26 protein-coding genes are annotated in these 25542 nt (G+C 36.4%); 16 read left to right on the top strand and 10 right to left on the bottom strand.

Annotated elements, in window-relative coordinates; genetic code table 11:
• Window positions 1-47: 47 nt before the first annotated feature.
• The 6 genes from OQH61_RS03475 (at window position 48) to OQH61_RS03450 (ending at window position 6178) form a co-directional block, all read left to right on the top strand.
• On the top strand, window positions 48-770 hold the full coding sequence (locus tag OQH61_RS03475) for a TSUP family transporter (RefSeq protein WP_416232489.1): 723 nt from the start codon (window positions 48-50) through the stop codon (window positions 768-770).
• A gap of 75 nt (window positions 771-845) precedes the next feature.
• Window positions 846-1262, top strand: a complete 417-nt coding sequence (locus OQH61_RS03470; RefSeq protein WP_266025891.1) for a DUF1104 domain-containing protein — start codon at window positions 846-848, stop codon at window positions 1260-1262.
• A 54-nt stretch (window positions 1263-1316) separates the two neighbouring features.
• A complete protein-coding gene (locus OQH61_RS03465) occupies window positions 1317-1988 on the top strand; it encodes a response regulator transcription factor (protein ID WP_266025890.1) in 672 nt (223 codons plus the stop codon).
• Between the two features lie 12 nt (window positions 1989-2000).
• Window positions 2001-3275: a sensor histidine kinase gene (locus tag OQH61_RS03460; protein WP_266025889.1), complete on the top strand. Its 1275-nt coding sequence runs from the start codon at window positions 2001-2003 to the stop codon at window positions 3273-3275.
• Between the two features lie 89 nt (window positions 3276-3364).
• Window positions 3365-4828 carry a replicative DNA helicase gene (locus OQH61_RS03455; protein ID WP_266025888.1) on the top strand — a complete coding sequence of 488 codons (1464 nt, stop codon included), beginning with the start codon at window positions 3365-3367 and terminating at the stop codon, window positions 4826-4828.
• Between the two features lie 9 nt (window positions 4829-4837).
• On the top strand, window positions 4838-6178 hold the full coding sequence (locus tag OQH61_RS03450; RefSeq protein ID WP_266025887.1) for a ComEC/Rec2 family competence protein: 1341 nt from the start codon (window positions 4838-4840) through the stop codon (window positions 6176-6178).
• On the opposite strand, the gene OQH61_RS03445 is transcribed toward OQH61_RS03450, so the two are convergent.
• Genes OQH61_RS03445 through OQH61_RS03410 form a run of 8 tightly spaced genes read right to left on the bottom strand, consistent with a single transcriptional unit; the run spans window position 6151 to window position 13958 of the window.
• On the bottom strand, window positions 6151-7440 hold the full coding sequence (locus tag OQH61_RS03445; RefSeq protein WP_266025886.1) for a nucleotide sugar dehydrogenase: 1290 nt from the start codon (window positions 7438-7440) through the stop codon (window positions 6151-6153). The genes OQH61_RS03450 and OQH61_RS03445 overlap by 28 nt on opposite strands.
• Window positions 7440-8021 (bottom strand): acyltransferase, encoded by a 582-nt coding sequence (locus OQH61_RS03440; RefSeq protein WP_266025884.1) that lies wholly within the window; start codon window positions 8019-8021, stop codon window positions 7440-7442. Before OQH61_RS03440 ends, OQH61_RS03445 begins: the two co-directional genes overlap by 1 nt.
• Window positions 8018-8977, bottom strand: a complete 960-nt coding sequence (locus OQH61_RS03435; protein ID WP_266025883.1) for a Gfo/Idh/MocA family oxidoreductase — start codon at window positions 8975-8977, stop codon at window positions 8018-8020. The genes OQH61_RS03440 and OQH61_RS03435 overlap by 4 nt, the downstream gene beginning before the upstream one ends.
• A gap of 8 nt (window positions 8978-8985) precedes the next feature.
• Window positions 8986-9930, bottom strand: coding sequence for an SPOR domain-containing protein (locus tag OQH61_RS03430; RefSeq protein ID WP_266025882.1), 945 nt, complete (start codon window positions 9928-9930; stop codon window positions 8986-8988).
• A 38-nt stretch (window positions 9931-9968) separates the two neighbouring features.
• A complete protein-coding gene (locus OQH61_RS03425) occupies window positions 9969-10514 on the bottom strand; it encodes a DUF1882 domain-containing protein (RefSeq protein ID WP_266025881.1) in 546 nt (181 codons plus the stop codon).
• A 10-nt stretch (window positions 10515-10524) separates the two neighbouring features.
• Window positions 10525-11775 carry a serine hydroxymethyltransferase gene (locus tag OQH61_RS03420; RefSeq protein ID WP_266025880.1) on the bottom strand — a complete coding sequence of 417 codons (1251 nt, stop codon included), beginning with the start codon at window positions 11773-11775 and terminating at the stop codon, window positions 10525-10527.
• Entirely contained in the window at window positions 11772-13331 is a 1560-nt protein-coding gene (gene lysS, locus OQH61_RS03415) for a lysine--tRNA ligase (protein ID WP_266025879.1), read from the bottom strand. Before lysS ends, OQH61_RS03420 begins: the two co-directional genes overlap by 4 nt.
• A gap of 3 nt (window positions 13332-13334) precedes the next feature.
• On the bottom strand, window positions 13335-13958 hold the full coding sequence (locus OQH61_RS03410) for a CvpA family protein (RefSeq protein ID WP_266025878.1): 624 nt from the start codon (window positions 13956-13958) through the stop codon (window positions 13335-13337).
• Between the two features lie 186 nt (window positions 13959-14144).
• Between OQH61_RS03410 and mqnP the strand changes: the two genes are divergently transcribed.
• Genes mqnP through OQH61_RS03370 form a run of 8 tightly spaced genes read left to right on the top strand, consistent with a single transcriptional unit; the run spans window position 14145 to window position 22107 of the window.
• Window positions 14145-15041, top strand: a complete 897-nt coding sequence (gene mqnP / locus OQH61_RS03405; protein ID WP_266025877.1) for a menaquinone biosynthesis prenyltransferase MqnP — start codon at window positions 14145-14147, stop codon at window positions 15039-15041.
• Window positions 15031-15597, top strand: coding sequence for a hypothetical protein (locus tag OQH61_RS03400; RefSeq protein ID WP_266025876.1), 567 nt, complete (start codon window positions 15031-15033; stop codon window positions 15595-15597). The genes mqnP and OQH61_RS03400 overlap by 11 nt, the downstream gene beginning before the upstream one ends.
• A 2-nt stretch (window positions 15598-15599) precedes the next feature.
• Window positions 15600-16127: a hypothetical protein gene (locus tag OQH61_RS03395; RefSeq protein ID WP_266025875.1), complete on the top strand. Its 528-nt coding sequence runs from the start codon at window positions 15600-15602 to the stop codon at window positions 16125-16127.
• Between the two features lie 20 nt (window positions 16128-16147).
• Window positions 16148-17335, top strand: coding sequence for a pyridoxal phosphate-dependent aminotransferase (locus OQH61_RS03390; RefSeq protein WP_266025874.1), 1188 nt, complete (start codon window positions 16148-16150; stop codon window positions 17333-17335).
• Between the two features lie 11 nt (window positions 17336-17346).
• Window positions 17347-18636, top strand: coding sequence for a sialidase family protein (locus OQH61_RS03385; RefSeq protein WP_266025873.1), 1290 nt, complete (start codon window positions 17347-17349; stop codon window positions 18634-18636).
• A 10-nt stretch (window positions 18637-18646) separates the two neighbouring features.
• Entirely contained in the window at window positions 18647-19294 is a 648-nt protein-coding gene (locus OQH61_RS03380; RefSeq protein ID WP_266025872.1) for a hypothetical protein, read from the top strand.
• Window positions 19275-21338 (top strand): LTA synthase family protein, encoded by a 2064-nt coding sequence (locus OQH61_RS03375; protein WP_266025871.1) that lies wholly within the window; start codon window positions 19275-19277, stop codon window positions 21336-21338. The genes OQH61_RS03380 and OQH61_RS03375 overlap by 20 nt, the downstream gene beginning before the upstream one ends.
• A complete protein-coding gene (locus tag OQH61_RS03370; protein ID WP_266025870.1) occupies window positions 21325-22107 on the top strand; it encodes an MnmC family methyltransferase in 783 nt (260 codons plus the stop codon). The genes OQH61_RS03375 and OQH61_RS03370 overlap by 14 nt, the downstream gene beginning before the upstream one ends.
• A gap of 5 nt (window positions 22108-22112) precedes the next feature.
• Here the strand turns inward: OQH61_RS03370 and OQH61_RS03365 are convergent, their stop codons facing one another.
• Both OQH61_RS03365 and corA read right to left on the bottom strand, forming a co-directional pair.
• A complete protein-coding gene (locus tag OQH61_RS03365) occupies window positions 22113-22835 on the bottom strand; it encodes a TerC family protein (RefSeq protein WP_266025869.1) in 723 nt (240 codons plus the stop codon).
• On the bottom strand, window positions 22835-23803 hold the full coding sequence (gene corA / locus OQH61_RS03360; protein ID WP_266025868.1) for a magnesium/cobalt transporter CorA: 969 nt from the start codon (window positions 23801-23803) through the stop codon (window positions 22835-22837). Before corA ends, OQH61_RS03365 begins: the two co-directional genes overlap by 1 nt.
• A gap of 141 nt (window positions 23804-23944) precedes the next feature.
• Between corA and pgsA the strand changes: the two genes are divergently transcribed.
• Window positions 23945-24490, top strand: a complete 546-nt coding sequence (gene pgsA, locus OQH61_RS03355; RefSeq protein WP_266025867.1) for a CDP-diacylglycerol--glycerol-3-phosphate 3-phosphatidyltransferase — start codon at window positions 23945-23947, stop codon at window positions 24488-24490.
• Complete coding sequence (gene rseP, locus OQH61_RS03350; RefSeq protein WP_266025866.1) at window positions 24487-25539, top strand: RIP metalloprotease RseP; 1053 nt, start codon at window positions 24487-24489, stop codon at window positions 25537-25539. Before pgsA ends, rseP begins: the two co-directional genes overlap by 4 nt.
• Window positions 25540-25542 lie beyond the last annotated feature (3 nt).

Below are 25542 nucleotides of genomic sequence, written 5' to 3'. Positions count from 1 at the left end.
CAAAAGTGATAGAACTAGATATAAATATGGGTATGATTGTTTTTTTGATGTTTGCGGCATTTGTGGCAGGATTTATTGATGCCATAGCTGGAGGTGGAGGTATGATAACAATTCCAGCCTTGCTGTTTGCGGGTGTTCCTCCTCTTCAAGCTCTTGGCACAAATAAACTTCAAAGCTGTTTTGGGAGTTTTGGAGCAAGTTTTCATTTTTATATGAAAGGTTATATTCGCTTAAGAGAGCATTTGCCTTTTGTGGTTGTAGTATTCATATCTTCTTTACTAGGAACATTGTGTGTGCAGATATTTGAAGCAGATTTTTTGCGCAAATGTATCCCTTTTTTACTTATTATTTTTGCCTTTTATTTTCTTTTTTCGCCCAAGATCACAGAGGAATCCTCTCGCGCAATTCTTGGCTTTGGGCCTTTGGGTTTTGTACTTGGGGGTATTGGATTTTATGATGGTTTTTTTGGTCCGGGCACAGGTTCGTTTTTAATGTTAGCACTGATTTGTTTAGGTGGTTTTGGTTTGCTTGATGCGCTTGCTCATACCAAGCTTTTTAACTTTGCAACCAATTTTGCCTCAATGTTGGTTTTTGCTTTAAGCGGGAAGATTCTATGGATTGTGGGATTATGTATGGCTTTAGGGCAATTTATGGGTGCAAGTTTGGGTTCGCGTATAGCTATTGGCTATGGTATAAAAATCATTAAGCCTCTCGTTGTGTGTGTATCTTTGATAGCTTGTATGTATTTGCTTTATAAAGAATATATTTGATTTTACTTTGGTTTCACCTTATTATTATAAACTTTCTTTAGTCTATACAGACAATTATCACAATAAGGAGTTTTTATGAAAAGTGTAAAGGTGTATGTATTGAGCAGTGTTTTAGGTATGTTGCTTTGTAGTAATCTTAATGCGGCAGATTTTAGTTCAAAAAGTGATGGGGAACTTATTAAGCTTTCTGGCATTGTGAAGGTAGAGGAGTTTGTAGATTATGAACTTGAAGTAGCAAAACGACTTAAGGCAAAAACAGAAAAAGAAGCAAAAGAATTCAAAAGCAAACTTAAAGAGCAATATGAAAAGGCTACCGAAAAGTTAAGTGTTAAACAATATAGGGAATACAAAAAAGCTACGCGTGAGGCGATGAAAAAGCATATTGAGAAAATGAGTAGCAAGGAGCGCAAAGAAAGTGGTCTAATGGCGTGCGGAGATGTTAAAGATTCCAAGTGTAAAAAGGCTTCGTGCCATTGTAAAGATAAAAAATAAAGTCAATACTCCCTATGAATAGGGGGTTAGAATGAAAGTGAAGAGAGAAATAAAATGTCCGCAAAAATTTTATTGCTTGAAGATGATTTTGTGCTTTCAGAGATTCTATTGGAATTTTTGCAAGAGCAAGGTTATAATGTGCGATTATGCGACAATGCTAAAGATGCGCTAGATTGCGCTTATGAGCAATATTTTGATTTGTGGATTTTAGATGTGAAAGTGCCTCAAGGCAATGGATTTGATGTGCTTAAACAATTGCGGGAGTGCGGAAAAGATACGCCTGCTATTTTTATCACTTCACTTGATAGAATAGATGATTTGCACAATGGATATAAGGTAGGTTGTGATGATTATATCAAAAAGCCATTTGAACTCTTAGAGCTTCAATGTCGTATCAATACGCTGCTCAAGCGTCCATTTTCACACACTCATAAGGATTTTATTCTTTTACCTAATGGCTTTAAGTTTGGGATACTCACTCAATTACTTTATGATGAAAATGGCGTAGTTATTCCTCTTACACAAAAAGAAAGCTTACTTTTATCGCTTTTGCTTCAGCATAAAGGAAGTTATGTCTCTCAAGAGATAATTTTTGATACACTTTGGGAATATGAACAAGAACCAAGCGAAATGAGTTTGCGTGTGTATGTTAAGAATCTACGCAAAATTTTGGGCAAAGATAGCATTTTAAATCAGCGTGGGCGAGGGTATTGCTACAATGTGTGATTGGGAGGAGTGATGTCAGATAATTCAAGACGTGCAATTATTAAGGTGTTATGTTTGTATCTTGGCACGACAGGAGTTTTTTTATGCGTATTTTTTTGGTTTTTTTACACAAAAGAAAAACGTCATCTTATTGTTCAGCAAGTGAGCGAATTACGCGAGATTAGCCTTGAAGTATATGAAATTTTACATACGCATAAAGATGATATACCCTCTGGATTAAAACAAATCAGTACAGATATTCATTATCCTTTGCGCATTTATAATCATAAAAACAAAATCATTTATGATACACTTTATGTTGCATTGAATGAGAGTGAAATTGAGCAGGGCATTGCAATTCGCGATGGCAAAATTATTATGGAGCCATCAATGCACGAGCGACTACCAAAGTCTCCACTTTTGACTTCATATCTGAATAAAACATCTCAATCTCACGGGCAAGAAACACAAAAAAGTAAAAAGAAAAGTCCGCTTTCTAAGTTCCGCGAGAATCCTAGGTATAAAATTTTTATTCAAGATAATGCACTAGATTCCCAAATATTGCTTTTGCAAATAAAGCTTATTTTTTATTTTATTCTCTCACTTTTTATCGTGGGTATCGTAGCATATTTTTTGGTGCGACTTTTTTTGAAGCCTATACAGGAAAAAATTAATTCTCTTAATAATTTTATTAAAGACACTACTCACGAGATTAATACACCTTTGAGTATTATTTTAATGAGCATTGAGACACTTCAAACACAAAATCTTACACCAGCACAGATGCAAAAAATTGAGCGCATTAAGCTTGCCTCAAAGAGTCTAAGCCATTTATATAAAGATTTAGTAGCCTATAATTTTCCGCATAGCATTAATAATAAGTGTGAGAATCTCGCCTTAGAGAATCTCCTCCAAGAGAGATTGGATTATTTCTCACCATTTTTTGAGCAAAAATCCCTCCAAGTGCAAACTCATATAGAGCCAAGTATGATTGTTGCAAGTGCAGAAAAAATGAGTTGTATAATTGATAATTTATTGAGTAATGCGATTAAATACAATAAAAAAGGCGGACATATCAATATAGTGTTGCAAAAAGGACTTTTATCTATTAGCGATAGTGGCTGTGGTATGTCTCAAACACAAATAGATAAAATCTTTGAGCGATATGTGCGTTGTAATGATTTTCAAGGTGGATTTGGCATAGGCTTAACGCTTATTAAACGCATTTGTGCTGAATATAATATAAACATACAAGCACAAAGTGAGCTGGGAGAGGGCAGCACATTTACACTTTTGTGGCAGGCATAAATAAGCATATTTATTTAATACAAATTACTCTTTAAATAAAAAAAAGGTAAGCTTATAAATCCAAAAATCTTTCAGTAATAGGAGTAAGTATGCCGCAACAAGAACATATCATTAATATTGAAAAAATTGTCCTCTCATCAATTTTTTTCTCACCTGAAAAGTTTGAGGAAATCTCCACCGAACTCCAAGCCGATGATTTTCTATATCCTGCGCACCGCGATATTTTTGATATGTGCTTGTATTTAAATAAATGTAATCTCCCCATTGATATGGAGCTTATTTTGAGTAAAAAGCCCCCACATAAGAAAATTTCACAAGAGGAGATTCTTGAAATTACCGCTCTTAATCCTATTGCTAATATTGAAGCGTATGTGAGTGAAATTAAAGAGGCAAGTATTAAACGCGAACTGCATTCTTTGGCAAATTTTTTGCGTGAAAAATCACTTGATAATCAAGAGAGTATAGAGGACATTGTTGATGTAGTAGAGCGCAGGCTCAATGATATTGCTCAAGGTAAGCCACAAAATAATGTTAAAAATGCGCACGAAATGGCAACAGAATTCTTGGAACATCTCAAAGAGCTTAAAAATCGTGGTAATCAAGTTGTAGTGGGGCTTGATACAGGATTTAAAAGGCTTAATTTGCTGACAACAGGATTCAATAATGGAGATTTCATTATCATTGGCGCACGCCCTTCTATGGGAAAAACATCATTTGTGCTCAACCTTGCTCAACATATTTTAGATTCTCAAAAAGGTGTAGCTTTTTTTAGCCTTGAAATGCCTTTTATTCAACTTGTTACGCGTATGATAAGTGCAAAGGCTTCGCTTCATTTACAGAATCTACGCATAGGCAATCTTACCAATAATGAGTTATCTAACTTGAGTGAAACCATTGATACATTTGCAAAGCAGCCTATATGGGTTGTTGATAATTCAAATTTGAGTCTTGCACAATTAAAAGGATGTTTGCGCCGATTAAAAAAACAGCACCCAGAAATTAGCGTGGCTATTATTGATTATTTGCAGCTGATGAATGGCGGAAAAAATGAGGCAAGCAAACAGGCAGAAGTCTCTGAAATCTCGCGTGGGCTTAAAATGTTGGCGCGTGAGCTTGATATGCCAATTATTGCGCTCTCTCAGCTCAATCGTTTTGTGGAATCTCGCGATGATAAACGACCTATTTTGTCAGATTTGCGAGATTCGGGTGCGATAGAGCAAGATGCTGATATTATTTTGTTTTTATATCGTGAAGATGTGTATAAAAAACGTGCGGATAATGACCGATATGCGCGATTAAAAAAAGAGGGAAAGGAGAAAGACTTTAAGCCAGAATATCAAAAACGAGAAATTGAGGAGGCTGAAATCATTATTGCTAAAAATCGTAATGGTGAAACCGGCATTGTGAAGATTCAGTTTGATACGCGATTTACTCGTTTTGAAGATAAGCCCGAAGAGTATGAACACGAGATGACACATACGCGCATTGACGGAGAGGAATTTATGACGCAAGTAGAAAATCTCCCTCCGCAAGTCCAAATACCAAATATTTGATAAACTAAAGTGAAAGATTCCTATAAAATTACACTCTCACCTTTTGAAGTTGAACTTTTTGACACAAAGAGACAATGGGCAGTGTTTATATGTGTGTGCGTATTGGTTTTTGCTTTGCATTTATATCAAGAATATATGCAATATAGCGCTTATACTGCGCCTACACATACTCAAGAGCTGTATGCACAAGTTATTGCTCAATATACAAAGAGTAAGCAAAGTAGCAATGGCGCAAAAAGCACCTATAAGGTTTTAAAGCTTAAAACAAGTAATGGGGCAGTATTTTATACCACAAGCAAGGAAGATATTAAAGATATTTCACATCGCTTTGTGAGAATCTATGGCAAAAGGCTTGAATGCTCTTTTGCGCAATATTTGAAAAGCTGTTTTTTTATCTCTTATCGCATTTCACTTTTGCCTGAATATGATTATCGTCAAGGCGTGAGGGAATGGATAGATTCACAACATCAAGAATCTTTAGTGGCGGCTTTGTATAAAACGCTTTTTATGGCGGATTTCTTGCCACATATTTGGCGTGATTTGAGTAATAAACTTGGCGTTGCTCATTTGATTGCTATTAGCGGATTTCATTTGGGGATTTTAAGTTTTGTGATAGGAGGGCTTTTAAGCCTTATATATGGGAGATTCCATAGATTTGTCAGCTATCGGAATAAATATTTTGATATTGGATTTTTAGTGCTTGTGTGCCTCTTTGGCTATCTTATTGTGCTTGATTTTTCACCTTCATTTTTACGCTCTTTTGTAATGGCAATGTGTGGATTCTTTGTCGTATATAGTGGTATCAGATTGATAAGCTTCAAATTGTTATTTGTCGTTGTATGCGTGTGTTTAGCGCTTTTTCCGCGTTTAATTTTTAGTATAGGCTTTGCGCTATCAATAAGCGGTGTGTTTTTTATTTATCTTTTTGTGCGTTATTTTCATTTTTCTGGTGGATTATGGCATAAAATAGTGTTTATGCCTCTAAGTTTTAATACATTGATTTTTATAGATATGTTACCGCTCGTGCATTGGTTTTTCCCTTATTTTACGCCTTTAAGCCTACTTGCAATTCCCATTAGTCTTATTTTTGTGATATTTTTTCCCTTAATGCTTGTAGCGCATATATTTGGTTTTGGTTGGATATGCGATGAATTTTTCTTGTGGATAAAAGATAAGCAAATAAATGCTATTACATTTTATACGCCATTGTGGTTTATATGTGGGTATGGCATTTTATGTATGTGGGCGATATATTCTAAAAGGGCATATTATGTAATTTATTGTATGAGTATTGCATTTTTTGCTTATCTTATTGTGCAATTTTATGAATCTGGATTAAGTTTGTGGTGAGTGAGTGTGTAATAAATATGTTCTTTTTTGCCTAGATGTTGGTGAGAGAGAGACAAGAATGTATCGTGCGCTACTGCTAAAAAAATGGCATCAAAATATTCAGTAGGAAGTGAGGGCAAAAGGGTAATATTATATTGTCTTTGAACTTCTGCTACATTAGCAAGGGGGTCATAAATACTCACTTGTGCGCCAAAATCCTCTAATTCTTTTTTGACAAGGGGTACTTTAGAGTTGCGTATATCAGGACAATTTTGTTTAAAAGTTATGCCCAAAATAAGAATTTGACTTGAAAGCACTTCTATATGTTGGGCAATCATTAATTTAATAATTTTTTGTGCGACAAAATGTGGCATCATATCATTAATAAGTCGCCCTGAACTAATGACTTGCGGGATATAACCAATGGCATTCATTTTGTGTGTGAGATAATATGGATCAATACTAATGCAATGTCCGCCGACTAAGCCGGGGCTAAATGGGAGAAAATTCCATTTTGTTTTTGCTGCTTCAAGCACTTCAAGTGCATCTATATCTAAATAATCACAAATAATACACATTTCATTGACAAAGGCGATATTAAGGTCGCGCTGGGCATTTTCAATAATTTTTACCATTTCGGCAGTTTTGATTGAAGAGACACAATGTGTTCCTGCAGTAATAATTGACGCATAGAGCGAATCCACAAACTTTGCTGCCTCTAATGTGCTGCCTGAAGTGATTTTGTGAATCTGCGTGAGCGTATGTGAGCTATCACTGGGATTTATGCGCTCTGGTGAATACCCAAGATAAAAGTCTTTATTGAGAGATAAATGAGAGGTGGATTCAAGCATATTTTTGCATTCTGTTTCTGTGCAGGTAGGATAAGTCGTAGATTCATAAATGACAAGATTGCCCTTTTGGAGCACTTTACCCACAAGTTCGCTCGCATTAAGGAGTGGAGAAAGGTCTGGAACTTTGTTTTTATCAATGGGAGTTGGCACACATATAATATAAATATTTGCTGATGCAATATGTGTGAGCTGGTCGCAAAAATATAATTGTGAAGCCTGAAGAATATCCTCCTTGCTTACTTCTTGTGTGCTGTCAATGCCAATTTGTAACTCCTCTATGCGTTTGGAATCAATATCAAAACCTATTGTAGGATAAGCTTTGCCAAAAGCTACGGCAAGAGGCAATCCGACATAGCCTAAACCAATGACTGCAATGCGTGCAGATTCTAAACTTGGCAAAGTGCAAGTAGGTGAGGGTGAATTATTTATCATTATAGATTCTCGCTTATTATTTCAATGTGGTTATTGTGTAGGCGATACATTGTGTCATCATAACTATCATAAGCTATCATTTTTTCGTTAAATATGAGCCTTTGCCCAGCTTTATCTACCCAAGCAATGTGGCGCGCAGGATTCCCAACATAGAGTGCAAAATTAGGAATATTTTGAGTAACTACGCTTCCAGCCCCAACAAAAGCGTATTCACCAATTTCTACGCCGCATATAATTGTCGCATTTGCGCCAATAGAAGCACCATTTTTAATAAGAGTAGGGCGAAATTCACTTTTTTGCGAAATAAATGCACGAGGATTAATTACATTCGTAAAAACAACACTAGGACCCAAAAATACATCATCACAGATTCTCACACCTTCATAAATACTGATATTATTTTGAGCTTTGAGGTTATTGCCAATGATTACATTTGGACCCACCATACAATTTTGTCCAAAAGAGCAGTTTGTGCCTATCACACTGCCACTAAGAATATGGCAAAAATGCCATATTTTACTGCCTTCTCCTATACTCACATTTTCATCAATAATGCTCGTAGGGTGGATAAAGTATGTCATATTTGCACCTTTGTATTTAGAGGGTGATATTCGCCCTTAATGCCAATGGGTGTGCTATGGCGGATATGGTGGATAAGCTCAATAGCTCCTCGTGATTGAGTGCATTCAAATCCATTGCCACAGAGAATCTCTGCATAGCTTTTTGTATGTAAATCATTAAAGCCTTCACTGAATATAAACTCCTCATTTTCCAACATAAGGGTGCGATACACTCTTTTTCCTTGTATTTTGCATTCATCAGGCAAAAGCGCCTCATCAATAGACAAAAACCAACGCACTTGCGCGTGTTCTAATGTAAGATAACCGCTTACACTTTTTTCATTACGAATATGCACAATACTTTGTTTGAGTGAGCCAAAAATCCATAGTAGCATATCAAAAAAATGCACACCGATATTCGTTGCTACACCACCACTTTTGCTTTCATCACCTTTCCAAGAGTGAAAATACCATTTGCCTCTTGCAGTAATATAACTTAAATCAATATTGAATATTCTGTGGGGATTCTGTGCTAATAGAGCTTGAATGCGATTTTTAAGTGCAACAATGCTTGGGTGAAGCCGAAGCTGAAAAATCGTGTAGATTTTTTGCTTACTTTCTTGTTGGGCTTGTATAAGCGCATCAAGATTCCAAGGATTAAGCACAATGGGTTTTTCACAAATTGCCGATGCACCATTGCGTAAGGCAAGACGAATATGTGTATCGTGGAGATGATTAGGTGAGCAAATACTGATATAATCAAGAGGTGTGCCATTACGAAAAAGTTTGTCAAGATAACGTTCAAAACGTTCAGATTCGGTAAAAAAATCAGCATTTGGAAAATAATTATCCAAAATACCAACCGAATCGTGCTTATCAACTGCACAGAGTAATTGGGCATTATTATCTTTAATGGCTTGGAGATGTCTAGGGGCGACAAAGCCACCTACACCAATCAATCCAAAAGTTTTATTCATTATGGCTACTATTTTACCTCAAAATGCACCGGGTTAGAGACAAGGGTTGTAAATTTGGGCAAATCACGTCCTGCATCAGTGCGCGAATGATAGGGACCGATGAGATATTTTGTTGTTGGTTGTCCATTTGATGTGCCTGCATAGACGCGATAGCTGTAATTACTGATTTTCTTAAGAAAATCCGCACTTGGTTTATTGGCAAATGAACCTACTTGCACATAGAATCCTTTTTCTGCAACTTGCCCATTTTTAGAAGTATCCATACGAGTTACAGAAACATCTTCAAAAACATTTGCCACATTTTTTGGAGCAGGAGTTTGTGGTTGATTTTGTGCTGTCACAGGTTTAGTAGGAGCTGGATTTTGTTCAGGTTTTGTGGGTTCTGGTTTGTTTGTTTGGGTGGGTTGTGCTAAAACAGGTTGCGTAGGTTTTGCCGGCTCTCTTGTGGTAGCAGTATTTGCAGGTTTTTTTGGAGAATCTGATATTTTTTGAGCTGGTTGGGTAGTGCTTTTAGGTGGAAGCACAGGTTGTGTAGGCTTTTCTACCTCTTTTGATGGAGCAGGAGTTTGTGGTTGATTTTGTGCCACCTGTGTTTGCGTATTTTGCTGCGTATTTGCATTTTTCGGGTCGCGACTGCGAATATCATTAAGAATTTGTTGAAATGGATCTTCACTTGATTCACTATTGGCAAGCGGAATATCAACAAAACTATCTTGAGGATTTGAATGTAATGTATCATTTTGAGAATCTATAGGGGTTAAACCGCTATTACTTGCAGTATGTCTTTCATCAAGCTCTTCTTCATCGCGTGTAAGGACAAAAATTACCGCAATTAAAATACTTAAAAAAACTAATGCTGTGGCAATCATCATCATAAGTTTTTTTGTGCGGTTTTGTTTTTGTAATTCATCATCATTGATTAAGATATCATTGAGTTCTCGTTTTGTTTCCATTGGTTACTCCTTAATAATTTAAACTTATATGAGCTGGACTACATATGTCTTGCCCAAGATGCCCCACGCTCTTTAGCATAGATATCATAGGGCAAGGCTAATATGTTAAAATTTGAAGGCATTTCATCACTGGGAAATACCCTCCATTCTTTAGGACAGCGTTGAGCTAATTTGATAGAAAGTGTTTTGCCCAAACGTTTTCCCTCATTGAACTCTGTATGTCCTTTATGTATATAAAGGTGCAAGTGCCCGGGTGTTTTAGAGCAAAATGCCGTGAAGTTTAAAAAGCCTTCTTCGCGCAAAAGCAGTTGTGCGCGATGATAGAATTTTTCGGGATTGCGTCCATTATAATCAAAAACAATATTTTCTACTTTTGTTCCTTTAGCGAGCAAAAGTGAATGTGCAATTATAATTTCTTTACGAAAATGTTTGTTAATAAGTATAGAAGTAAGCATTGCATCTACTCTCTCATATTTGTCATAGAGAATCCGTCCCATATGGCTCACTTTTGTTCCTAATCCACTGACACGTTTGTAATAATGCGATGTATCCATTTTAATTAACTTTAAATCCATTTCCGTCACGACTCACCCCCTAAAAAATTGGTCGATCATAGATTCTGAAATCCTGATTAAAGTTTTTGATTTGTGTTTTAATATGTGCTTGTAAATTGGTATTGTTAATATCATCAAGAATGTCGGCAATTTTTTCTCCAATCCATTCAAACTCTTTTTCTTTCATACCTCGCGCAGTTAGAGCTGGTGAGCCAATCCTAATGCCACTTGTAACAAATGGAGAGCGGATTTCTCCCGGAATAGTATTTTTATTCACTGTTATACCTGCATTGCCAAGTGCTAAATCTGCATCCTTACCACTAAATTCCTTATTAAGGAAGCTCATTAAAATAAGGTGATTATCACTACCGCCGCTTACAAGCTCGTAATTGCGATTAATGAGCACTTTTGCAAGAGCTTGAATATTTGCTTTTACTTGTTTAGCGTAAGTTTTCCATTCGGGTTTGAGATTCTCTTTAAAACCTACTGCTTTACCTGCAATCACGTGCATAAGGGGTCCGCCTTGGATACCCGGGAATACAGCCTTATTGATTTTGGCATAGAATTCTTCATCATTTGTAAGAATCATTCCGCCTCGTGGTCCTCGTAAGGTTTTATGTGTTGTGGTGGTAACGATATGACAATGTGGAAAAGGATTTGGATATTCTCCTGCAACGACAAGTCCTGCTATGTGAGCAATATCACCCATAAGGTAAGCTCCTACAGAATCTGCAATTTCGCGTAATCTTTTAAAGTCAAGCTCACGAGTATAAGCAGAAAATCCGCATACAAGCACATTTGGCTTTACTACTTGAGCTTGAAGCGCAAGTTTGTCATAATCAATGCGTCCATCAAGCTCTACGCCATAGAAGAAGCTTTGATAAAGCTGCCCCGAAGTGCTGACTTTAGCTCCGTGCGTGAGATGTCCTCCGTGACTTAAATCCATACCTAAAATTTTATCATAAGGTTTTAAAATTGCCGCATATACTGCTGCATTAGCCTGTGAGCCTGAATGCGGTTGCACATTTACAAACTCTGCACCAAAGAGTTTTTTTGCACGTTCAATAGCAATTTCTTCAATTTTATCAACAAACTCACAACCTCCATAATAACGTTTAAATGGGTATCCTTCAGCATATTTATTTGTTAAAACACTTCCCATAGCTTCCATAACGCTAGGAAATGTAAAATTTTCACTCGCAATCATTTCTAAATGCTCATTTTGTCGTCCAAGCTCTTTTTCTATGAGTTCAAAGACTTCAAAGTCTTGCTCTTTGATTGAATAGTTCATTCGTTCTCCTTCCTTACTTGAGCATTAGATAATGCGTTTTCAGAAAGTATTATATCAAAATTTGATTTAGTTGGCTTTAATGCAGGAAAGAAAATTACATCTTTAATTGTTTTTGCATTGCTTAAAAGCATTGCTAATCTATCAATCCCTATACCCTCTCCAGCAGTAGGTGGCATACCATATGCAAGCGCCCATACATAATCTTCGTCCATATATTGCGCCTCTTCATCTCCTGCATCTTTTGCTTTGACTTGCTCTTTAAATCTCTCAAATTGGTCAAGCGGGTCATTAAGCTCGCTGAAGCCATTAGCGATTTCTTTACCACCAATAAAAAGCTCAAATCTATCGGCAATATTGGGATTGTCATCATTGCGCCGAGCTAGAGGGCTAATTTCAATGGGATACTGCGTGATAAAAGTGGGATTGATAAGTTTATGCTCAACAAACTCATCAAAAGCTTCACCCAAAAGCTTACCATAAGACATACTCTTATCTACTTTAAGATGTTTGCTTGTAAGAAAACTAAGGAGCGTATCTTGATTCTCAATAATATGTTCATCTAAGCCACCAATTTCAATTAATGCGTCTTTATAACCTATAATGCGCCATTGTGAAAAATCAATTTCTACTTCATCGTGCATTAAAATATGGGGCAAGTTGAGTTTCTGAAATAAGAAAGCAAAAAGCTCTTGAGTAAGTGTAATGAGGTCTTCATAAGTTTTGTATGCCCAATAAAATTCAATCATACTAAATTCTGGATTGTGCGAATGGTCCATACCTTCGTTACGAAAGTTACGATTGAGCTCAAAAATAGCTTCAAATCCCCCAACAATAAGACGCTTAAGGTAAAGTTCGGGTGCGATACGCAAGTATCTCTCTACATCAAGTGCATTGTGATGAGTAATAAAAGGACGTGCATTTGCTCCGCCCGGAATAGAATGAAGCATAGGCGTTTCTACTTCTAAGAATCCTTTTTGCTCAAAAAATTGTCGTATGCACGAGATGATTTGGCTGCGCAGTTTAAAAACCTCTTTGACTTTGTCATTTACGATTAAATCTACATAACGTTGGCGATAACGCAATTCAATGTCGTTTAATCCGTGGAATTTTTCTGGGAGTGGGACAATACTTTTGGTGAGTATTTGCAATGTAAGTGTGTGGATACTCAGTTCGCCCGTTTTGGTTACAAAGGCATAACCGCTTACATTGATAATATCTCCAACTTCAAGCACTTTTTTAATCAATAAAAAGTCTTCCCCAATATCATTTTTTGATACATAGGCTTGAAGGATACCGCTTTCATCTTGAATCTTAATAAAGCACGCTTTCCCCATAAGGCGGATAAAACGCACACGTCCTACAATGCTTTCAGTCTTTTTATTTTGTGCGCAATCTTGCATATCATCTAAAGATTGTGTTTTAAGATAGTTGTATTTGTTTAAAAAATCGTGATTATTAAGAGTGCGAGTGGTTTTGTTTGCGTAAGGATTAAAGCCCTCTTGTCGCATAAGTTCCATTTTTTTAATACGTTGTTGGACATAAAAATTTGAAAACATAATTTACCTTTGTCGCCAACTACGAGTATCTTGTTTGGACGAGATGGGGAGTTTATTTTGAAGTTGTTTTGTTGTATCATCAAGTTTTTTTTCAATCTCTTGGGCATTAAAATTATTGAGATTCTCTTTAACCTCTTGTATTTGTTCAAGATTCATAATATGCACAGCAAGATTTTTCATCATTGGGAATAAAGAGCTACTTTGCTCAATATTTTGTGAAAAATTCTTGAGCCACCCAATTTGTGAAACACCAAACACGATTATAGAAATAAATAAAAATGCTTTACAGAATCCAAACATCAAACCAAAAGCGCCATCAAGCACAGCAAGAGGTGTGAATTTTATTGCCCGATAGAGAATCTCACCAAGAAGTAAAAAACTCGCCCAAATGAGTGTAATAATGATAAGAAAACCTACAAGCGCATTGAGGTCAGGGGAATTAAAATCATAAATGTTGCTGGCGAACCATTCACCTGCGTCATTATAGAATCTTGAGGCAAAGAATATTCCGAGCAATATGCCCAAAAAGCTAGCTAATCCGCGGATAATCCCCTGCCAAATGCCTTTTAGGGAGAGTAAAATAAGTAATACTAAAATCCCTATGTCAATGTAATTTAAGTTGTCCATACGCCCTGTCCTTTAAAATTTTATGTTTTGTTAAGAGAAATAACCCCACCTTTAGAATGCGATATATTAAACGATTTTGCCTTATTTTGCAAGAGTTTTAGCTTATTTTTTGGTAAGGTATTTTAAAATCTTACATTATTTTACCTTAGCAAAATAAAGAATAACCAAATCAAGGAATGGATAAGAATGAACTTATTTCAAGCATTAGGTAAGCAAATAAAGAATTTTAGCGACCTTGTTGCCTTTGAGCATACAATTTTTTCAAGTAGTTTTATCCTTATTGCAATGGTTGTAGCAAGTATGCAAATGTATGGGATTCCGTGGTGTGGTTGGGAAACTTTTATTCTCTGTATATTCGCTCTTGTGAGTGCGAGAAATTTTGCTATGGGCTTTAATCGTCTTAAAGATAGAGACATTGATGCCCTTAATTTTCGCACAAATAAGCGTCCAAGTGTTGATGGGCGCATTAGTCTTAGTGGGCTTGTAGCCTTTAATGTTATCAATGCTTTGATTTTTATATGTGTTTCTTATTGCATTAACACTCTCGCATTTTATCTTTGTGCCCCATTTTTGGTTATTTTGGCATTTTATTCTTATACCAAACGTTTTAGTGCCATAGCGCATTGGGTGCTTGGCGTATGTTTGGGATTAGCGCCTATTGCAGGAGTTATTGCTGTTATGGGTGAGATTCCTTTATGGAGTATATTTTTATCTGTGGGCGTGTTATTTTGGGTGGCAGGATTTGATTTGTTGTATTCTATCCAAGATATAGAGTTTGACAAAGATAATCATCTTCACTCTATTCCTGCATATTTTGGAGTGAAAGCTACATTATGGATTTCGCGTTTATGTCATATTCTCGCAATAGGATTTTGGGCGAGCTTTGTATATGAAGCACAGCTTGGTAAAATCGCAGAATTAGGTGTAGTTTTATCTGCTCTTATGCTTTGTTATGAACAATATTTAGTCAGTGTGCATTTAAAAAATATCCCTAAAGCTTTCTTTGTTACTAATGGTTATTTGGGTATGATATTCTTTATTTGTATTTTAATAGATTCTATAAAGGCTGTATATGGATATTAAAGGCATACTTGAGCAGTGCGGTATTTACACGCGTATAGTGCCTTGCGAACTTGAAGTGGCATTTTCAAAGTTAGATGAGGAGAATCAGATAGTTTTCAACAAGGAGTTTGTTACTCTCGCTCAACATCGTTATGGTTCTATTACACAATGGCTTAATAAGCTTAAATCCAAAAAAGCCACAGAGGATACAGATGAGGTTTTGCTTGAGTTGCTTGTAGAGCTTTATCAAAAGGTGGAGAATATTGAACAAATACTTTTAAACAAAAGCACACAATATACTCCTTTGGCATTTGAGGGAGTCGCTCATTTTGTAGGACATAGTGTGTTATGTATGCCTTCAAATGTATTTGAAGAGGGAAAAGAGTATTATTTGCGCATTTTTTTACCTATATTTCCACAAAGATATATTGGTATTTTTGCATCTGCCATTCATCAGCAAATCGTCAAATTTGAGCGTATTCATCACAAAGATGCAGGAGATTTTGATAGCTTTGTGGTTCAAATGGAACGTTTAGCAATTTTAGATTCTAAAAGATTACAACAGACGGAGGAATAAGTATGTTTGGTGTTTCAATGAGCAGCATCAGTATGATTTTTGGGCTTGTCTCAATCGGTATTGTATGTTTAGTTGCGTTTTTTAATTATAGCCGTAATTTTGATTTAAACAAACGACTAAGACGCTTTGAAAAAGGTATGGAAGATATTAATAATGAAATTTTTAAGATTCATAAATGGATTAAAGATAATGAACTTGAAAATCAATTAAGCTCTACTGCTTTAAATACCAAAATCAAAACAGAGAGCATTGATGCAGTCAATAATGCTCTAGTGAATGTATATCGCCAAATAGAGATTCTTGAAGCACAAGTCAATAAAGAACGCGATTATATTGAAGAGAAAATTGTGAGTATTGAAGAGAAAATCCGCGAGTTTGGCTATTTTCCAACCTCTAGCACAAATATTGATGAAAAGCGTATTATTGGTATGTTTCGCGATGGTTGGAGTATTGATGCGATTGCAAAAGAAATGCGCTTAAGCAAGGGAGAGATAGAATTTACACTTAAGCTTGCGGATATTAAAGAATAATCTAAGCACAAGGAGAAAAGATGAAAAATACAACTTATGCAAAACGTGTGGAGCTTTTAGAAGAATCTACTACAATCGCTATTAGCACACTTGCACGAGAATTAAAAGCTGCGGGGCAGGATATACTTAGTTTTTCAGCAGGAGAGCCTGATTTTGATACACCTGAAATCATTAAAAACGAGGCAATTAGGGCATTAAAGAGTGGTTTTATTAAATATACCGCAGTGGCGGGGATTCCAGAATTACTTGATGCGATTAAAGATAAGCTTTTGCGTGAAAATACTCTTGCTTATGAACGCAATGAAATACTTGTGAGCAATGGTGCAAAACATTCACTTTTTAATGTGTTTCAAGCTTTGATTAATGAAGGCGATGAGGTGATTATCCCCTCTCCTTATTGGGTTACTTATCCCGAGCTTGTAACTTTTAGCGGGGGCAAATCTGTTATTGTGCAAACGACACAGGCGAATAATTTTAAAATCACACCAAAACAACTCCGTGAAGCCCTCACACCTAAGACAAAGATATTTGTGCTTAATACTCCATCTAATCCCACAGGTATGGTTTATACCAAAGAGGAATTAGAATCTCTTGCTGAAGTTTTAAAAGATACAGGTGTGTGGGTTGTGAGTGATGAAATGTATGAAAAACTCGTGTATGGGGTTAAATTTTTCTCTGCGGCGGCTGTAAATGAGGATATGTTGCAGCGCACTATCACAATTAATGGATTAAGTAAATCTGTGGCAATGACAGGGTGGCGCATAGGTTATCTTGCTTGTAAGGATAAAAAGCTTGTGAAATTAATGGATAATCTCCAAAGTCAATGCACTTCTAATATTAATTCTATCACACAAAAAGCTGCCATAGTGGCACTTAGGGGAGAAGCAAATAACGATGTTGAAGATATGAGAAAGGCATTTGAAGAGCGTATGCGTTTTGCCTGCGATGCGATTAATAATATCCAAAACCTGAATGTGTGTGAGCCTCAAGGTGCATTTTATCTCTTTGTCAATATTTCTACATTACCGCGTTATGGTGCGGATTCTATGGGATTTTGTCAAGCGTTGCTTAAAGAGCAAGGTGTAGCACTTGTGCCCGGGGTTGCTTTTGGTATGGAGGGATTTGTGCGCCTTTCCTTTGCGTGTTCTTTGGAGCAGCTTAAAGAAGGCATTGCACGCATTTCACAATTTGTAAAAACACTTTTTTAAGTGAATCTAAGGTGCGAAATCTCCATTTCTTGAAGTATTTGAAGCATAGCATATTTGTATTTTTGCTTTGTTTATGTGCTTGGTGGGTTTTTATAAATGATAAGACACCTAAGAACACGCTTGATTTTTCACAACAAACTTTAGTCCTGCCAGAGCAAAATCCTTTATCGCCCAAGTCCAATACGCTCTCTCAAGCTATTACTTATTTTGATATTCCTAACTCTCAAGCCTCTGCTCACGCAAGTGCGATTGTCAATGTTTCAAATGTAAGCGATAAGGATTTTATGCTTTTGTATTTTGCAGGAAGTAGGGAAGGTGCGAGAGATGTAGGGATTTATCAGAGTTTTTTTACTTTTAATAAAAATAGGATAGATTCAGAGATTGGGCAATGGAGTAAGCCCACACTTCTTTTAGATGCCCCCACACTCTCTGCTTTAAGTGGAAAATTCATTAAAAAGCTTGGGAATCCTATCACTTTTGTGGATACACAGGGTAGGGTGCATTTATTTGTCGTGGGTGTGAGTATGGGCGGTTGGGCGACAAGTAAAATCTATTGGCTTTTATTAGAATCCCCCAAGCAAGAAAATAAAGATTCAAAAGAAAGCACAAATATATACAAGCAGAATCTGCACACTTTGCATTATGTGCAAGAGCTGCATTTAAGCCCTTTGCTTAATCTCTCTTTTCTTGTGCGCACGCCCGCGATGCTTAAAAGTGATGGTGGATTTATCTTGCCTATTTATCACGAGCTTGCGCGCAAATATCCGCTTTTGCTTGAGTTTAGCTCTTCCTTAGAGATTACTTCTATTATGCGCCCTACACGCCTTCACTCTCAATTACAACCAAGCTTTGTGCCGCGTTCATCGCATTCAAGCATAGGAGTTTATCGCAATCATAAGGCTTATGAGCATACACTTTATGTGAGTGAGTGTAGCATTTCTTGTGCCTTGCCAAAGCCGAGTAATCTTAAGAATTATGATGCGTCCTCTGTGCTTTTTAATGCTTTGGATTCTATATTTTTATTGCATAATCAAGCACATTCTCCTCAAGGAAACAAACGCGAGGAGTTATGGATTTATACATTGCTCCAATCTAGCCTTGAAGATTCTCAAGTGATCTTTGAACCTCTTTTACGGCTTGATAGATTGCTTGGTAATGAAGTTTCTTATCCAAGCGTAGCTATGAACGAATCTTTTGTGTTTATTGCCTATACGCACGGGCGTACACATATTAAAACCGCGCTTGTGCCAAAATCGCTTCTTAAAGAATCTTTGAAGCAAGATTTGCAATTCCAACAATAAAGGCAGGAGTATGAGCATAGCTGTATGTATAGCGATTAATCTTATTACTTTGTGTGCGCTTGTGTTTTGTTTGCAATGTATGCGAAACAAGTGCATAGCCATTGTAGCCATAGTGTGGCTCATAGGTTTTAATATACCCATATATGGCTGGAGTGCGTGTGAATATGTGTATGCGCTTTTTGATGTGCCAAGTTTAATGCTTTGTTTTTTAAGCCTTTGGTGGTTTATTGCATTTGTATTTGCGCGCATTGCCTCCCCCCAAAATACGATATTAGCGCACATATCACATTTTGTGCGCTCTCATCAGTTTTTTCCACCAAGCATACAATATCTATGGATTGGATTAGGCGCATTACTTTATTGTGGGTTTTTGGGCTATGGTTTTATTGATATTTACCATTTAGAGTTTAAAATTCAACTTTGTTTTCTTTGTATTGTATCTCTTTTTTCTTATAGTCTATGTCCTTTGGCAGGCTATGGGTTGCTTTTGTCTATTCTAGGGTATGAATTAGGGATTCTAGGACAGATGAGTATTATAAATTATTGTATTGACCCATTTTTGTGGGTATGTTGTATTATTTCTTTGATATGGCGAGTAGGCAGAGCATTAGTGAGATTATATTATTATGGAGGGAGAGATGGAAAGAAAGTGGTTTGAAAAGCTACTTGTTAAGTCAATTACTTTTGCTTTATTTTTATTTATATTATTTTTTGTGATAAAGCTTTGTTTTGTGCTTTATAGTGGAGTATATTATGATGCCATAGGAGAAGTAAAAAGTTTTGGCGAATATATAAATGCCTTTATCAATGGAATGCGGTATGATTCTAGACATATAGCCGTTTTAAGTATTGTGTATTTTCTCATTGGTTTATTATTTTTTTGGAGTGAGCTGCGTTGCGTTGTTTTATGGATTTATGCGTTTATTGTGGTGCTTGTGAGTTTATTTATAGGTATTGCAGAGATTGCATTTTATGAAATTTATAGTGATGTTTTTAATGCAAATTTACTTGGGCTTATTTTTGATGACCAACAGGCGATTTTTCATACAGGCATAAGCGGACATTATGGTATTACAACTTTTTTGTTTATGTATGGTATTACAACTTTTTTGTTTATGTATGCTTATAGCAAAATTTTTACCAAAATCAGGCGTGAATATGGCTATGACCCATTAAGTTCTATTCGCTCACGTTCCACAAGTAAAGAATCTCTGATTACTTCAGCTATTTTATTTGTAATTTTTGCGCTTCTGATGATGTTTTCTATTAATTCTGCCTTGAGTTTTAAGGGTGTGAGTTTAGACCAAGTTATTAAGCCTGTGGAAAATACTTTTTTACGCAAAGCTTCACCGGGTGCATTTAGAGATTTATATCTTGTATATCGTGGTTATATGAGGATTTCAAATTCTCATTTTAGTGATTATGCTTCACAAACGCCTCTTGAAGTGGTAGAGGAATATTTTGAGCTAGATTCTAAGCAGACACATTATAATCTCAAAGATTTACTAGCAAAAAAAGTTACTTATAGCGGTGGAGAGAAAATTAATTATATTTTTTATATTGTAGCAGAGAGTTTAAGTGAATGGCATTTTGACAAAGAATTTGATGAGATTAATTTAACTTCAGGACTTAAATCTTTGCTCAATGATGCGCACGGGGTAAAAATAGGTGTATTTTTACAAAATGCAGGTTCAACGATTAAAAGTATAGATGTGCAACTTACAGGATTGTTTCAGACAGAGATACCTATAAATTCTATCATAGGAACATTGCAGCCTTTTATCACTGCACCGGGCGTGATTATGAAAGATTTAGGATATAAAACAAACTTTTATTATGGTGGCAGTGGTATTTGGCAAAGACTTGACCAATATAGCGCATCACAAGGTTTTGAAAAGATATATTATAGCACCCATATTATTGAAAATGCCAAATTGAATGGCTATGCTTCTCCTTATGAGGGTTTATGGGGAGCATATGACCATTATCTTTTTACTCTTATCAAAGATAATGTTTTTAAATACAGAAATACACCAAGTTTTAATATGATACTTACTACTTCCAATCACCCGCCTTATGATGTACCTTTAGAGCAGTTTAATGTGCCACTTGAAGACATACAGAGATTTCTTGCAAATCATTCTGAATACAAAAGGAAAGATGAGCGATTTTTTGGACATATTTGGTATCAAGATAAAATGATAACGCGCTTTATCCAAGAGGTTTCGCGTGTGTTGCCCGATTCGCTTTTTGTCATTACAGGAGACCATTATGATAGGGAATATCCCCATACACAGCCTTCTTTGAAAACAACAAATACAATTCCATTGATTCTGTATTCGCCTACACTTGAGATGAAAAAAAATACCAATATCGGCTCACATATTGATATTACGCCAAGTATTGTAGAGCTTGTTGCACCTGCAGATTACACCTATCATAGTTTTGGCTCACCGCTTGTAAGCAATGATAATGCAGCATTATCTGGAGATAATAGCGCACTTGGTTATTTTTCTATTGCCACAGATAGATTTATTTATAACAAAGAAAATGAGCAAATAGAATATTTTCACAAAGCTATGGAACGATATAATGACAAAGAACTTGCCCAATCGCTTTATAAGAGATTGCAACAAGCTACTGCTTTGAGTTGGTGGATTCTCAAAAATGGCTATGAAGTAAGGAATGATGAGGCACATTAAGAGTGTGGAGCAAAAGTATAAAAGTTGGATAAGACAGAGTAGTGATGGAAGTTTGAGTGCGTATAATGAAGTTTATGATGAATGTTATCATAGCCTCAAAGATGGCGCATTAAGCGAGAGCCTCCATAAACACATCTATCCTTCTTTGGCACATTTGCAATCCTATGGAGACTTCCCAAGTGAGATTTATGTGCTTGATATATGTTTTGGGCTAGGATACAACACCTTTGCACTTTTGAGCACACTTGTCCAAAAAGGTTATCGCGGTAAAGTGCGTATCTACTCCCCCGAACAAGATGAACATATCTTTAGTGCATTGCGCAAATGGGTGTATCCTCTGTATATGAGCGAGTATATAGAAAATATTGATGAGATTCTCTGTTGGTTTGCTTCCGCACAAGCTAAAAAAATGACTATGCACAGCGGTGTGTTGGCACAAAGTATATCTTTTGAGATAAATATATATAAAGGTGATGCGATTGAAGCTTGCACACTTTTACCAAAGCATACATTTGATATTGTCTATCAAGACGCTTTTAGTCCAAAGAAAAATCCAACTTTATGGAGCACAGAGTATTTCTCACTTCTCACCTCTCTTTTGCGCCCACAAGGCATTATCACGACTTATTCTCAAAGTGCCACTATTCGTAAAAATGCACTTAACGCTGGGCTTAGGGTATATAATTATGAAAGCGGCGTAGTGCGCGGAGGCAGTCTAATGAGCAAAACAGCCCTTAGTCTTGAAGGATTGAGAGCTATTGAATCTTAGGTGTATTAATGAGATTTTTTGCGTAATTTGGCAAGGTAAATGTTTATCATTTCCACGCCCAAAGAAAATGCAATCGCAAAGTAGATATATCCTTTAGGAATATGAAAGTGCAGACTATCTGCAACAAGCGTTACGCCCACGAGTATCAAAAATGCAAGGGCTAGAATCTTAATGCTTGGATTGGATTCTATAAAATGCGAAATGCCCTTAGAAGCAAAAAGCATAACAAACACACTTACAACAATGGCAATAATCATCACAGACAAAATATCTACCATACCCACAGCGGTGATAACAGAATCAAGTGAAAATACAATATCAAGCACCATAATTTGGAATAGCACCAAGCCAAAGGTCGCATATTTTGGGGTAGGGGTGTGTTCTTCTTGGGTTTGTGTCATTTGGTGAATTTCGCTTGTAGCCTTATAAATCAAAAACAATCCTCCCAAAAGCAATACAATATCTCGCCCACTTACTGCCAAATCCATAATATAAAAAAGCGGCTTTGTGAGTTTGCTCACCCAAAAGAGTGAGATTAAAAGCGCAATGCGTGAGAGCATAGCAAGCATTAAGCCAAAAACACGCGCCTTATCGCGTTGAGATGCCTCAAGGCGTGAAATAATAATGGATAAAAAAATGAGATTATCAATGCCAAGCACGATTTCTAAAAACACAAGTGTAACAAGTGCCACCCACGCATTCAAATCCCCTATCCAAGAAAAATCCATTAAATCCAACCTTTTTTCTTAAAATAAATAATAGGAAAAATCGTAGAGAGAATCATAATCACAAGTGCCACAGGATAGGAAAAATCCCAATGCAATTCAGGCATATTATCAAAGTTCATACCATAGATTGTGCCAATAAGCGTTGGAGGCATCATCGCCACGGTTACAACCGTGAAGAGTTTAATAGTTTTGTTTTGCTCAATATTGATTTGGTTTGTCAGAATCGTTTGGATATTATCCAATGCGTGCATATTCACAGCTGTAAATTCAACAAGCGAATTTAAGTCTTTTAAAACAATGGTGATATTTTTTTTCACATCAGCATCTGCTTTATCGCTTTTGAGCACGGCGGTTATAGCTCGTCTTTTATCAAAAAGAGAATCTCGCACACTCATATTTAATTCTTGTAAAGAGGAGAGTTCTTCTAGCATTTCATCATAGTTGATAACTTGAGAGTTAAACACTCTTTTGCGCAATGCACGAGTATTCTTTGCTGCAGATTCTAGCAAATCCGCATCTTTTTCTACACGTATTTCAAAGATTTTGCCAATGAGGTCAAAGCCATCTTCAAAAACTTTTGGTGTAGCAAGGACAATTTGCTGAATCTCATCAAAAACACGAAACTCACTATATCGGATTGTAAAGAGGATATTTTTACGCAACAAAAAAGTGATTGTTTCATTATGGAGTTCGGATTCAGAAGAGCGCACAAGAAAATAAGTATTTATCGTAATGCTCCCGCTATCTTCCCAGTATCTAGCTGATTGTTCAATCTCTTCTCTTTCTTCTTTAGTGGGCACTTCAAGATGATAAGTTTGTGAAATATAATTTACTTCATCACTTGAGGGGCGAAACAAATCAATCCATAGAATCTTGTCTTCTTCGTGGAAAACTTTAATTTGCTCATCACTTGAATACAAGCTTTCACGCACAATAAGCCCTCCGCGTCTTACAAAAATATTAATCATCTCCTACCTCCTTAATAATAAATATCCTGCGTGATTGTAGCAAAAACTCGTATAACTTTTGATACTTTTGTGTTAAGTTAAATAATCCATTGTAGAATCTACTTTCATTTTTAATTTATAGAGGTATTTGAAGGAAGAAGAGTGAAGCATTTACCCAATTTTTTAAGTATTTCACGAATATTTTTAGCGGTTTTATTGCTTTTTATAGCATTGCATTATGAGGCAGTATTCCCTGATTATATTGATAGGAGCTGGGTAAATTACCTTACTTGCCTTATTTTTTGCATAGCCTCGCTCACAGATTTTTTTGATGGCTATATTGCGCGTGAATATTGTGTGCGTTCGCGCTTTGGGGAAGTATTTGACCCATTAGCAGATAAAATGCTTATTCTTTCTGCTTTTATTGCTCTTTTAATTTTGGATAGAGCGTCTCCTTGGGCAGTATTTTTAATTTTATCACGAGAATTTTTTATCACTGGATTGCGCGTAATGGTGGCAGGAAGTGGCGCAAGTGTGGCAGCAAGTAGAAGTGGCAAATACAAAACAGGTGCGCAAATTGCGGCAATCGCATTTTTATTAGCAGACTTTTTCCCCGGTGGTGAGATATTATTATGGATTGCAGTAGCACTTACCCTCTATTCTGGGGCAGATTACACTTTAAAATATGTAAAAAGTTTGAGCGTATGAATCTCATTGTTGCTTTTTTCATTTTATCTTTTTTGGTTTTTTTTCACGAATTGGGACATTGTATTGTTGCAAGAATCTGTGGCGTGCGCGTAGAAGTGTTTAGCGTAGGTTTTGGCAAAAAAATTGCAAGTATGCAAATAGGGCAAACTCAATATGCCCTTTCACTTATTCCGCTTGGCGGCTATGTGAAACTAAAAGGACAAGATGATAGTAATCCAAAAGTTCGCAATTATGAGGCAGATTCATATATGAGTAAATCCCCGCTCCAACGTATAGCTATTTTATTGGCGGGTCCGCTTTTTAATCTTATCCTTGCCTTTATCCTTTATGTGGCAGTGGGTATGGGTGGAAAATTAAGCTTATTGCCCGTAGTTGGGGAAGTTAGAGAGGGCTATCCTGCTTATCAAGCGGGTATCAAAGCAGGAGATAGAATCTTAAGTATGAATCATAAGGAAATTAAAACTTGGGAAGAGTTAGATTCTATCATTCTGCGCTCACAAGGAGAGCTAGAAATGACAATCCAAAGGGGTGAGGAGACATTAAGCTTGAAACTAACGCCCATAGAACAAGAAGCGCAAAATATCTTTAAAGAATCTATTATGCGCAAGATTATTGGTATAAGCAGCGGTGGAGTGATGGGCGAAGTGCGTTATAAGGGGTTGGATTCTCTTATTTATGGATTAGATGAAAGCATAAAAGCAAGCACACTTATTGTGCAAGGAATTGTAAAGCTTATAAGTGGTGTCGTGCCTAGCAGTGAGTTGGGCGGAGTTGTGAGTATCGTATCTGTGATAGGTTCAGCCTCGCAAGAGGGCTGGGTGATACTTTTTTGGCTTACTGCGCTTATTTCTGTGAATCTTGGGATTTTGAATCTCCTCCCTATACCTGCGCTTGATGGAGGGCATATTATGTTTAATTGCTATGAACTCATTATGAAAAAGCCCCCAAGTGAAAATATCGCCTATTACCTTACGCTATGCGGCTGGGGAATACTTTTGGCTTTAATGTTGCTTGGATTGTATAATGATATTTTTCGTTTATTGTCATAAGGA

Origin of the sequence: Helicobacter sp. MIT 21-1697, assembly GCF_026241255.1 — a bacterium.
GTDB lineage: Bacteria > Campylobacterota > Campylobacteria > Campylobacterales > Helicobacteraceae > Helicobacter_C.
This window is presented reverse-complemented; position numbering and strand designations above follow the sequence as displayed.